Source organism: Alpinimonas psychrophila, from assembly GCF_014137865.1.
GTDB lineage: Bacteria > Actinomycetota > Actinomycetes > Actinomycetales > Microbacteriaceae > Alpinimonas > Alpinimonas psychrophila.
This window is the reverse complement of record NZ_JACGWU010000001.1, coordinates 353155-364655: the sequence shown is the minus strand read 5'-3', so window position 1 is coordinate 364655 and position 11501 is coordinate 353155. Positions and strand designations below refer to the sequence as shown.

The window sequence follows — 11501 nt, the reverse complement described above, 5'->3', positions numbered from 1 at the left end:
CACCAACACAACATCTAGAAAAGATGCGTAATTTGATGCCACAGGGTTTTTGGCATTTGACATTGTGCACGCTGTTGAGTTCTCAAGGATCGGGCGCTCCCACTCCACAACCTTGACGAGGCGGTGTGAGGCTACTTTCCGATGACACCACGCAGACTAACTTTTACGACCAAGTTGAGTACTCAGTAGAAGTCGCCAGCGACGTGATGTTTAAGTCATGTTATTCAGGCCTGGGCAAGTCTTTGCAGACTCTCACTTGGCTAAATAACTTGTCCCGCTTGAGGCCGATTCACAGTGACTGTGTTTCGCACCTTTGGGGTGACAAGTGTTTAGATTACGCGGAGATTACGGGAGGGGGCAAATCAGGCAAACAGCCCGGGCGTGTCGAGCTTCAACCGACCGGTTGCCTCCCGATGGGGGGCCCGAAACGCCCCCCGTGGGGGCGTTTCGGAAGGAGGTTGCTACTCGACGAAAATGCCCGCGAGAGTCTTCTTGCCACGACGAAGTACAGCCATTCGCGAGGGCAGGATGCTGGACTCGAGGAGGGCGTCTTGCTCGACAACCTTCTGGTTGTTGAGGTAGACCCCGCCCTCGGCAATCGAGCGGCGTGCGGCACCCAAACTCGCCGAGAGTCCCGTGTCGACCAGAAGTTGGGCGACCGGAGTATTCGAGGGCGTCGTGGTGTGCGGCAACTCCCGGAGAGCCGCCTCGAGAGTGTCAGCATCAAGCAAGGCGAGATCACCCTGACCAAAGAGGGCTCCGGCGGCAGCGATGGCGGCCTCCGTGGCGGCGAGACCGTGCACGAGAGAGGTGACCTCGTGGGCGAGGCGGCGCTGGGCTGCTCGTTTGAAGGGTTCCTCAGCTACCGCCGTCTCGTACACGGCCATGTCGACACGGGTGAGGAACGTGAATATCTTCATTCGCGCAATGACATCAGCATCGTCGGTATTGAGCCAAAACTGGTAGAAGGCGTAAGGCGATGTCATCGAGGAATCGAGCCACACGGCGTTGCCCTCGCTCTTGCCAAACTTGGTGCCGTCGCTATTGGTAATCAGCGGCGTGCCAATGGCATGCACACTGACGCCCTCGGCGCGGTGGATCAGATCGATTCCGCTGGTGAGGTTACCCCACTGGTCACTGCCACCGGTCTGGAGTTGGCAGTCGTAGGTGCGCCATAACTCCAGGAAGTCGAGCCCCTGCAGGATCTGGTAGCTGAACTCGGTGTAACTGATGCCGGCCTCGGAGTTCAAGCGGGCGCTGACGGCATCCTTTTTGAGCATGGCACCGACCCGAAAGTACTTGCCGATATCGCGCAACAGGTCGATGGCCGACATCGGGGCCGTCCAGTCGAGGTTGTTCACCATTCGAGCGGCGTTATCCCCCTCGAAGCTCAGGAACTTGGAGATCTGAGTGCTGAGGTAGCCGACCCACTCGTTCACCGTTTCCTTGGTGTTGAGCGTGCGCTCGGCGGTGGGACGCGGATCCCCTACAAGGCCCGTGGAGCCTCCGACGAGACCAAGTGGCTTGTGGCCGGCAAGCTGGATTCGACGCAGCAAGAGCAGTTGTACGAGGTTGCCCAGATGCAGGCTGGGGGCGGTGGGGTCGAACCCGCAGTAATACGTGATGGGGGGGCCGGCGAACAGCTTTCGCAGGGCATCCGCATCGGTGGAGACATGCACCAGGCCTCGCCACACCAGCTCGTCCCACAGGGTGTCAAAGCTGGGGTCATTGCGCTGATGGATCAGTGCCTCGGATTGCGGGCTCAGCGTCACGGCCGGGTCTCCTTGCGTCAGTGTCGTTCAGGAACGTGCGGTGCAGAAAACACGCTGGTACCAGATGTTGCGAGAAAAAAACTTAAGAATCGATACCAAGAGCGAACGTCAGTTCCCGCACGCGCTCGGTCAGGGCTGCCAACTGGTCGGCCACGCGAACCGGGGCGGTGCCACCGGCGCCATCGCGGCTCTCGACAGAACCCTTGGCGGTGAGAACCCCACGAACGACAGCGGTGAGATGAGGTGAAACGGTTGCGTATTCGGCATCCGTGGGTTGATGCAACTCGAGACCTGTGGATTCACAGAAGCGAACCAAGTCTCCGCTGATCTCGTGAGCATCCCGGAAGGCGACGCCTTGTTTGACCAGCCATTCTGCAACATCTGTGGCCAAAGAGAACCCTTGAGGTGCCAACTCGGCCATGCGGTCCGTGTTGTACGTGAGTGTTGCGACCATGCCGGTGAAAGCCGGAAGCAAAACCTCGAGAGTGTTGACGGAGTCGAAGACGGGTTCTTTGTCCTCTTGGAGGTCGCGGTTGTACGCCAACGGGAGACCCTTGAGGGTTGCCAGAAGCCCGGAAAGGTTGCCAATCAGGCGACCGGATTTTCCGCGCGCAAGTTCGGCGATATCAGGGTTCTTCTTTTGCGGCATAATCGAAGACCCGGTGGAGTACCCGTCGTGCAACGTGACAAACCCAAATTCGCGGGTGGCCCACATGATGATCTCTTCGGCCTGCCGCGACAGGTTGATGCCAATCAATGACGTGATGAAGGCAAACTCGGCCACAACGTCGCGGCTGGCGGTGGCATCAATCGAGTTCTCGGCGGGGCTGGACAGGCTCAATTCGTCAGCTACGATCTGGGGGTCGAGGCCGAGAGAACTACCCGCAAGGGCGCCAGAACCGTAGGGAGAAACTGCCGCGCGGATGCTCCAGTCTCGCAGGCGCTCAAGATCGCGCACGAGTGGCCACGCGTGGGCCAGCAAGTGATGCGCGAGCAGGACGGGCTGCGCGTGTTGCAGGTGTGTGCGGCCGGGCATGATGGCGTGCGGATGAGCTGCCGCCTGGGCCGCGAGGGCATCGATCAGGTCGATGACGTCATGACCAATAATGCGGGCGTGATCCAGCATGTACAGCCGAATGAGGGTCGCAATCTGGTCGTTTCGACTGCGGCCAGCCCGAAGCTTGCCACCCACCTCGACACCGGAGATGGCAATGAGGCCACGCTCCAGCGCCGAGTGCACATCCTCATCGGATTCCAGGGCCACGAACTCGCCGCTACGCAACTGCTCGCGCAGTGTCTCTAGCGAGTCGAGCATGATGGTCAGCTCGGCCTGAGTGAGGTACCCGGCTGCTGCCAAAGCGGTGGCGTGCGCTCGGGATCCGTTAATGTCATATTCGGCGAGCACCCAGTCAAACTGGGTCGACTTGCTGAGGGCAAGCAACTCCGGTGATGGACCACTGGTGAAACGGCCACCCCACAAGGCGCCAGCTTCAGAAGCGCGCGATGTGCTGTCGTTGGAAGCGGTCATAAAGAGGTCTACTTAGCCTTGAGTTGCCTGATCGCGGCGAGCCGAAATCTTGCTGGGAAGTGACCAGATTTCGATGAACCCCTTAGCCTGCGACTGGTCGAAGGTTCCGCCGGTGTCGTAGGTGGCCAAATCGAAGTCGTACAGGCTCTGGTCGGAGCGGCGCCCGGTGATGACAGCTTGGCCACCATGGAGCTTGACGCGTACTTCGCCGGAAACGTACTTCTGGGTGTCGTTGATGAACACATCAAGTGAACGCTTGAGACCGGAGAACCAGAGGCCGTCGTAGACCAGTTCAGCCCACTCTGCTTCGACGCGACGCTTGTAGCGGGCCAAGTCGCGCTCGATGGTGAGGTTCTCGAGCTCTTCGTGAGCGTTGATCAGCGTGATTCCCGCAGGAGACTCGTACACCTCACGGCTCTTGATGCCGACAAGTCGATCTTCGACCATGTCGATGCGGCCAACGCCTTGGGCGCCGGCAAGCTTGTTCAAGAGAACAACGGCCTGAAGTGGGGTGACGGCCTTGCCATCAATAGCAGTGGGAACGCCCTGCGTGAACGTGATCGTGATTTCGGTGGCTTCACGAGGGACCGAAGGGTCTGCCGTGTAGGTGTAAATATCCTCGATGGGAGCATTCCAGGGGTCTTCCAAGAAGCCGGTCTCGACCGCGCGACCCCACACGTTTTGGTCAACGGAGTATGGGCTCTTTTTACTCTGCGCAATAGGAAGGTTGTGCTTGGCCGCGTATTCGAGTGCCTTGTCACGCGTGAGCGCGAGGTCGCGAATGGGGGCAATGCACAGAAGGTCAGGGGCAAGGGCGGCAACAGCGGCCTCGAAACGTACCTGGTCGTTGCCCATTCCCGTGCAACCGTGGGCGATTGAATCAGCCCCGAGTTCCTTGGCGGTTTGCGCCAGATACTTGGCGATGATGGGGCGGCTGAGGGCCGACACCAAGGGGTAACGCTTCTGGTATAGACCGTTGGCCTTGATAGCAGGAACAATGTAGTCGTTGGCGAACTCGTCGCGCGCATCGATAACGACGGCTTCCACCGCGCCACACGCAAGAGCCCGCTGTCGGATATCTTCCATGTCTTCGCCCTCTTGGCCGACGTCAATGGCCATGGCCACGACCTCTTTACCAGTGGCATCTTTGAGCCAACCAATACCCACAGAGGTATCGAGGCCACCAGAATAGGCGAGTACGACGCGATCAGACATGGTTCTCCTTACGAAAACTTCGGTGGGACAATTCTAGGCGTTGGAGCGCAGGAGCCAGACGAGCAGGGCCTTCTGCGCGTGCGTGCGGTTTTCGGCTTCATCCCAAATAATGCTCTGGGGTCCGTCGATAACTTCCGCAGAAACTTCGTAACCGCGGTCGGCAGGGAGACAGTGCATGAAGGCAGCATCTGGCTTGGCGTGGGCCATCAGCGCAGCATCCACTTGGTATGCCCCGAAGACGGCAACGCGTTCCGCCTTTTCGTTCTCTTTGCCCATGGAAACCCAGGTGTCCGTCACGACGACATCGGCACCGGCAACGGCGTCCTCAGCGAACGTGGTGACAACGGCAGAACCGCCCGTTGTCGCGGCAATCGAGACGGCTTTTGCGACTACCTCCTCGGTGGGGTGGTAGCCCACAGGAGCGCCAATACGAACGTGCATTCCCGCCGTGGCGCACGCCAAAAGATAGGACTGCGCCATGTTGGAGCGGCCATCGCCCAGGAAGGCAACAGTCAAGCCAGCCAAAGAGCCCTTGTGCTCGCGAATGGTGAGGAGGTCAGCCAAGAGCTGGCAGGGGTGGAAGTCATCGGACAGTGCATTGACAACAGGTACGGTCGTGCCGCGCGAAATCTCCTCGAGGCCACTCTGGGCGAACGTTCGCCACACGATGGCAGCAACCTGACGCTCGAGCACGCGAGCCGTGTCGGAGGCGCTTTCTTTGCTGTTCAGCTGACTATCGGCCGTGGAAATAATGAGCGGTGAGCCACCCAAATCGGTGATGCCCACCGCAAAGGAGACCCGGGTGCGCGTGGAGGTCTTGTCGAAGATCACGGCAACGGTCTGGGGCCCGGCAAGGGGGCGTTCGCTCCAGCGGTCGGCCTTCAGACGGGCGGCGAGATCCAGGATCTCGGACTGCTCGGCGGCAGTGATGTCGTCATCGCGAAGAAAATGCCGGGTCATGATGCTACTTTCGTGCTCGGGATAAAGGGCCAGTCTAGAACGCCAGAGCTAGTCGGGGACGACTTCGGTGCCGCTACCCGATTGTGTAAAGATTTCGAGAAGGATGGAGTGAGGGATGCGCCCGTCGATGATGGCGGCTTTGGCCACTCCCCCACGAACGGCTTCGAGGCACGCGCTCATCTTGGGGATCATTCCTGATTCAAGATTGGGAAGAAGCGTGTCGAGCTCCGAGGCGGTAATCATCGACACGAGCGAGTCGCGGTTCGGCCAATCGCTGTAGAGGCCTTGAACATCGGTGAGGATGACGAGCTTGGCAGCACCGAGGGCCACGGCGAGCGCTGCGGCAGCGGCATCCGCATTGACATTCAGGGATTGGCCTGCAGTGTCTTTATCCGGAGCAATGGACGAAACAACGGGGATGCGCCCGGCGTCGATGAGCGCGTGCACGGCATCGGGGTTCACCCCTACGACGTCGCCGACGAGTCCGAGATCCACCATTTCGCCATCGATGAGCACACCGCGGCGCTCCCCCACAAACAGCCCGGCGTCTTCTCCCGAGATTCCAGCGGCGAGGGGGCCATGTTCGTTCATGTGACCGACGAGGTCACGACTGACTTGGCCGGTGAGCACCATGCGCACAACATCCATGGCTTCGGGGCTGGTGACCCGGTATCCACCACGAAACTCGCTCTCAATTCCAAGGCGCTCGAGCATCTTGGAGATTTGCGGTCCACCGCCGTGCACGACGACGGGCTTGATGCCGACGGTGCGCAGGTAGACCATGTCTTCGGCGAAGGCTCGGGTAAGTTCTTCACTCACCATGGCGTTGCCACCGAACTTGACGACGATGATTTCGTCGCGGAACTTCTTCAGCCACGTGAGGGACTCAATGAGGGTCGCGGCTTTGACCGCGGCAGCGGCGTCTTCTTCGGTACGAATCTCAGTCATGATGAACCCTTAGCTGTGGAGCGCGCGCTTAGCTCGCGTAGGCGCTGTTTTCGTGCACGTAGTCGTGCGTCAAGTCGTTGGTCCAAATGGTGGCGGATGCGGGACCCGCTTTGATATCGATGACGACGTCGACCGCGCGCGGCGACAGGTCTACCAGAGTTCGAGACTCCCCCGGTTCCCCGGCAATGCAGAGCTTCACACCGTTGAAGGCAACATCCACGTTATAAGGATCAAAAGTTGCCTGGGTCGTTCCCACTGCGGCCAAAACGCGACCCCAGTTGGGGTCATTTCCGAACATGGCCGCTTTGAACAGGTTGCTGCGGGCCACGGTGCGGGCAACATCCACTGCTTCGTCTTCGCTGATCGCGCCGGTGACGGTGATGGCGATGTCGTGGCTGGAGCCTTCGGCATCCGCCTGTAATTGCAACGCCAGGTCTTTGCATAACGCGGTCAACTCGAGGGTGAAGTCTTCGATGCCGGGTTCATGACCGGATGCACCGGACGCCATCAGCGTGACCGTGTCATTGGTGGACATGCAACCGTCGGAGTCGAGGCGATCAAAGGTGACCCGCGTGGCCTGGCGCAAAGCCACATCAAGCTGTTCGCTCGAGAGCATGGCATCGGTGGTGATGACGACGAGCATGGTAGCAAGCCCGGGCGCCAGCATTCCGGCACCTTTCGCCATTCCGCCAATGGTGTACGCCACGTTGGTAGCGGCGGATGCTGTCGCTGCCGCAGTCGCCGCAACCGTGCGCACGGAAAGTTTGGGAACAGAGTCGGTGGTCATGATCGCGTGGGCGGCGTCGAGGCCGGCTTGCTCGGAGGTGGCACCGCCGGTGAGAATCGCGAGCCCCGCATCCCACACGCCCGTCTTCAGCTTGTCTAGATCGAGTTGCTCGCCAATGAGGCCGGTGGAACACACCAGTACGTCCCCGGCGGAGATGTCGAGGCGCTCGGCTACCGCTTCTGCCGTGGCGTGGGTTGTTTGAAAACCTCGCGCGCCGGTGTAGCAGTTGGCGCCGCCGGAGTTCAGCACAATCGCATCCGCAATGCCATCGGCCATCACCTGCTGGCTCCACAGAACAGGATTTGCCTTGCAGCGGTTGCTCGTAAAGACCGAAGCCACGTTTTTCAAGGGTCCTCGGTTCTGCACAATGGCAAGGTCCCTCTTGCCTGTTGTCTTCAGGCCGCAAGCGACCCCTGCGGCCAGAAATCCGGCGGCGGCAGTCACACTCATTTTTGCACTCCCTTCACAGCGGAACTTACGATCACGGGGCGACTCCGTTGACGGGGAGCCCCGTTGCCTCGGGAAGCCCCAAAGCGATATTGGCGGATTGGATGGCAGCGCCGGCCGTTCCCTTGACAAGGTTGTCGAGGGCACTCACCACAACGACACGACCAACCGTGGTGTCTAGGGCGAGCCCGATGAGGCAGGTGTTCGCGCCGAGGGTGTCAGCGGTGCGCGGGAATTGGCCGAGGGGCAATACTTTCACGAATGGTTCGTTTTCATATGCCGCGCACCAGGCGGAATGAAGCTGGTCGAGCGTGACCCCGGGCTTGATCCGGGCAGTTGATGTTGCCAGAATTCCGCGCGCCATGGGCACGAGAACCGGGGTCATTGAGATAGACACCTCGTGAGCGCCCGCTTTGCGAAGGTTTTGCAAAATCTCCGGGGTGTGACGATGTATTCCCCCCACGGCATACGCACTGGCGGAACCCATGATTTCACTTGCCAAAAGTTCAGCTTTGAGGCTTTTGCCGGCTCCGGAGGGACCAACTGCGAGCACCGAGACAAGGTCCGTAGATTCGATGAGATTCGCCCGGATTCCCGGGGCTAGCGCGAGAGAGACAGCGGAGGCATTGCAGCCGGGGGCCGCGATGCGCTTGATTCCCCGAAGGTTGTCCCGCTGGGTGCCTTCATTGGCGAGCGGAAGTTCGGGAATGCCATAGGCCCAGGATGGCGTGTGATCCCCGCCATAAAACGCCTTCCAATCGTTAGGGTCATCGAGGCGATGATCGGCTCCACAATCGACAACCAAAGTCTCGTGCGAAAACTGGGCCGCGAGGGCGGCAGAGGCACCATGCGGGAGTGCCAAGAAGACAACATCGTGGTCGGTAAGGTTCTCAGCGGTGGTTTCTTGCAACACAATGTTGCCAAAACTGCGGAGATGGGGCTGCACATCAACAAGCCGTTGACCAGCATTCGAATGAGCCGTAATGGTGCGCACGTCAAACTCCGGATGCCCGGCGAGCAAACGCAACACCTCGCCACCGGCATAACCAGAGGCACCAGCAACAGCAACCGAGAACGTCATGACTCAAATCTAGCGGTGCTTAGGTGTCTCCCGCCTTCATCCGCGGCGTAAACACCGCAATGTAGATACCGGCAACGACGGCGACGGCCGAAGAGATTCCCAGCGGGATGATGCCATCCCCCGGGCCCATCTCCCACAGAAGGCCCGCCCAGATGGACGCCAACAGAATCGCAAAACCAGCGAATCCTTGCAGTCGGGCCTGCGCCTGAAGTTGCTGGTGTTCGGGAGCAAGCTTGGACGCCCACGATTTTCCGACCGTGTCGTTGACTGCGGCAAACCCGCCATACACAATAACCAAGGCAATCGCTACGGCCGGATCGGAGGTGAGAGCAAGCCCTCCATAGGCGATAGCAAAGCAAGCCAGGCCCAGCGCATAAACGAATTGCGGCGGAAAACGGTCGGCCAGCGCACCCGCGGGAAAGCTGAGCAGAGCGTACGAGATATTGAAGATGAGGTAAGCCCCGACCACCGAGGTGACCGAGAATCCCTGCAGGCTCAAGTGCAAAAGGATCAGGGCATCCGGAAAGTTAGCCAAAGAAAAAACACTGAGCACCGTGATGAGACGGGCCAGCGGGGCGGGCAATCGGGCAGAGGGAGACGCTGTGGCGGGCACTGTGGCGGATGAGAATTTAGTTGTGGGTGGGGGTGTGATTGTGGCCGGCGTCGCGCGCGGAGGTCGCTTCTCGCTGTCTTTAACGAGCAGAACAAGAATGGGCGAAATCACGGCAGGGATGACTGCTATCCACAGGATGATTCTGAGGTTTTGATCAAACAAGCTCAGAAGAAGGAGGGCTAGCGCTGGACCAACCACTGCGCCCAAGGTATCGGCCGTGCGGTGAAATCCGAGGACTCGTCCTCTTTCGCTGCGCTGTGTGCCGAGAAACAGAATGGTGTCACGAGGGGCGGATCTCAGTCCCTTGCCAAAGCGATCCGTTACGCGTCCGAGAAGAACGACGGGCCAGGAGAACGACAGGGCGATGATGACCTTGCCGACCGCCGCCCCCGTGTAACCAAGAAAGACGGCAACCTTGCGCGGCAAAAAACGGTTGATCTGATCGCTGAAGAGTTTGGTCGTGGCGGCGGTGCCCTCGGCCAGTCCTTCAATGATTCCGACAACAGCGGCGGGAGCTCCCAAAACACTATAGAGAAAGATCGGCATGATCGGATACAGCATTTCACTGGCGGCATCTTGCAGGAACGACACCCACGACAACGTCCAGACGTTGCGACTCAACCAGCGCGGCCGTTTTAGGCTCATGCCAAAGATGCTACTCGCGGACGAGCTGCATTTGGAGTCAGCGAAAGTGCCGTCGGCCCCTCTGTGCCAGGCTGGTTGTGAGTTACTTCACGATGAAAGAGTTATCCAGCACGGTGCCTTGCGTCGAAACACCACCAAATCCGACCCAGTTGTTGATCCCTTCATCGAGACCACACGAAATCCGACTTATTTTTTGGCGGATTCTTGCGGTCAGCGCAACAGTAGTTCCGTCATCATCTCATTCGGGGTTGCGAAGTCCAATCGTTTGCGGGGGCGTTCGTTCATTTCAAAAGCAACACGGTCAAGGTCATCCTGAGAATAAATATTCAGGTCAGTGCCCTTGGGAAAATATTGTCGAAGTAACCCGTTAGTGTTTTCGTTCGTAGGGCGCTGCCAAGGCGAGTGAGGGTCACAGAAGTAGATATCGATATCGGCGGCGATACTGACTTCCTTGTGGCGGTGCATTTCTTTTCCTTGGTCCCAGGTCAGGGTGCGCCGTATCTGATCAGGGAGAGCACCCATCTTTTCGATAAGCCCGTCACGGACGGATTCAACCCGGTTTTGGCCCGGGGGTAGATGAACAAGGATCACAGAGCCGGAGCGACGTTCAACGACGGTGCCGATAGCACTCTTCATGTCTTTGCCAACGATGAGATCGCCTTCCCAATGCCCGGGAACAGCCCGATCAGCGGCTTCAGGCGGGCGGTCAACAATCATGATCATGTCCGGGATTTTTCCTCGACGCTCGCCCGGTCGCCTATTGGGTTGACGCGTGGTCCGCCCCGTTCGCAACTGGGTTACCAGCTCGCGTTTAAGGCCCCCGCGGGCCAGTAAATACAAGGATTGGTAAATCGTTTCGTGTGACACCTGCATCTCCGCATCGTTTGGGAAGTCTCGTCGCAGGCGGCCAGAGATCTGCTCCGGGGAGAAACATTGTTTCAAGTCCGCCTGAACGCGTTCACGGAGAGCTTCATTCGTGGTGAGCTTAGCGACCTTGGGACGCCGAGCATTCTCGAAAGCCCGCGCATGAGCCGTTGTTGCCCGACGACTGGAATACGCGGCAGCGTGTCGCTTCAACTCCCGCGAGACCGTTGACGGTGAACGACCCAACTCGCGGGCAATCGCTCGAATGCCCTGCGTCGCGTGCAACGCCAAAATCGTTTGGCGTTCTCCCATCGTCAAAGATCGGCCCTTCAGATTGCGCCCCCATCGGGGGCGCATGCCACCGTTCTCCTTCACGTGTTTGCGCACGGTCGAGGCATTCCAACCGATAAGAGGACCTATGTCTTCAGCTGAAAGCCCGGCCTGTTTCAAGTCCCATAACTTGTGGACAACGTTTCCGAGCATCCGCTCAGAATATGGATCCGCGATATCAATCAACACCCTTCAATTCTCAGGTGTTGCATTGACCGCTTGGACCCGCGTTTTGGCAACCCGGATTTCGTGGTATTTGGACGCGTCATGACTCTTCCCGGGTCGGATTTCGTGGGGTCTCGGCCGTCGTT

At 59.3% G+C, this 11501-nt stretch carries 9 protein-coding genes; all 9 read right to left on the bottom strand.

What is annotated here, in order from left to right; translation table 11 throughout:
• Positions 1–461: 461 nt before the first annotated feature.
• Positions 462–1772 carry a tyrosine--tRNA ligase gene (gene tyrS / locus FB555_RS01660; RefSeq protein WP_182483704.1) on the bottom strand — a complete coding sequence of 437 codons (1311 nt, stop codon included), beginning with the start codon at positions 1770–1772 and terminating at the stop codon, positions 462–464.
• 82 nt (positions 1773–1854) lie between these two features.
• A complete protein-coding gene (argH, locus tag FB555_RS01655) occupies positions 1855–3300 on the bottom strand; it encodes an argininosuccinate lyase (protein WP_182483703.1) in 1446 nt (481 codons plus the stop codon).
• A 12-nt stretch (positions 3301–3312) separates the two neighbouring features.
• A complete protein-coding gene (locus FB555_RS01650) occupies positions 3313–4515 on the bottom strand; it encodes an argininosuccinate synthase (protein WP_182483702.1) in 1203 nt (400 codons plus the stop codon).
• A 33-nt stretch (positions 4516–4548) separates the two neighbouring features.
• Positions 4549–5475, bottom strand: a complete 927-nt coding sequence (gene argF / locus FB555_RS01645; protein WP_182483701.1) for an ornithine carbamoyltransferase — start codon at positions 5473–5475, stop codon at positions 4549–4551.
• A gap of 48 nt (positions 5476–5523) precedes the next feature.
• The gene (gene argB, locus FB555_RS01640; RefSeq protein ID WP_182483700.1) at positions 5524–6423 is read right to left on the bottom strand and encodes an acetylglutamate kinase; all 900 of its coding nucleotides are present in this window, start codon (positions 6421–6423) and stop codon (positions 5524–5526) included.
• 28 nt (positions 6424–6451) lie between these two features.
• Positions 6452–7660: a bifunctional glutamate N-acetyltransferase/amino-acid acetyltransferase ArgJ gene (gene argJ / locus FB555_RS01635; protein WP_182483699.1), complete on the bottom strand. Its 1209-nt coding sequence runs from the start codon at positions 7658–7660 to the stop codon at positions 6452–6454.
• A 31-nt stretch (positions 7661–7691) separates the two neighbouring features.
• Positions 7692–8738: an N-acetyl-gamma-glutamyl-phosphate reductase gene (gene argC / locus FB555_RS01630; protein ID WP_182483698.1), complete on the bottom strand. Its 1047-nt coding sequence runs from the start codon at positions 8736–8738 to the stop codon at positions 7692–7694.
• Positions 8739–8757: 19 nt separating this feature from the next.
• Positions 8758–9996 (bottom strand): MFS transporter, encoded by a 1239-nt coding sequence (locus FB555_RS01625; RefSeq protein WP_182483697.1) that lies wholly within the window; start codon positions 9994–9996, stop codon positions 8758–8760.
• Positions 9997–10206: 210 nt separating this feature from the next.
• Positions 10207–11217, bottom strand: a complete 1011-nt coding sequence (locus FB555_RS01620; protein WP_182484242.1) for an IS30 family transposase — start codon at positions 11215–11217, stop codon at positions 10207–10209.
• Positions 11218–11501 lie beyond the last annotated feature (284 nt).

Excerpts from the sequence above, each read along its gene's own strand:
- FB555_RS01650 (WP_182483702.1), bottom strand. The coding sequence starts at position 4,515 with ATGTCTGATCGCGTCGTACTCGCCTATTCTGGTGGCCTCGATACCTCT.
- argB (WP_182483700.1), bottom strand. The coding sequence starts at position 6,423 with ATGACTGAGATTCGTACCGAAGAAGACGCCGCTGCCGCGGTCAAAGCC.
- argC (WP_182483698.1), bottom strand. The coding sequence starts at position 8,738 with ATGACGTTCTCGGTTGCTGTTGCTGGTGCCTCTGGTTATGCCGGTGGC.
- argH (WP_182483703.1), bottom strand. The coding sequence starts at position 3,300 with ATGACCGCTTCCAACGACAGCACATCGCGCGCTTCTGAAGCTGGCGCC.
- argF (WP_182483701.1), bottom strand. The coding sequence starts at position 5,475 with ATGACCCGGCATTTTCTTCGCGATGACGACATCACTGCCGCCGAGCAG.
- FB555_RS01620 (WP_182484242.1), bottom strand. The coding sequence starts at position 11,217 with ATGCGCCCCCGATGGGGGCGCAATCTGAAGGGCCGATCTTTGACGATG.
- argJ (WP_182483699.1), bottom strand. The coding sequence starts at position 7,660 with ATGAGTGTGACTGCCGCCGCCGGATTTCTGGCCGCAGGGGTCGCTTGC.
- FB555_RS01625 (WP_182483697.1), bottom strand. The coding sequence starts at position 9,996 with ATGAGCCTAAAACGGCCGCGCTGGTTGAGTCGCAACGTCTGGACGTTG.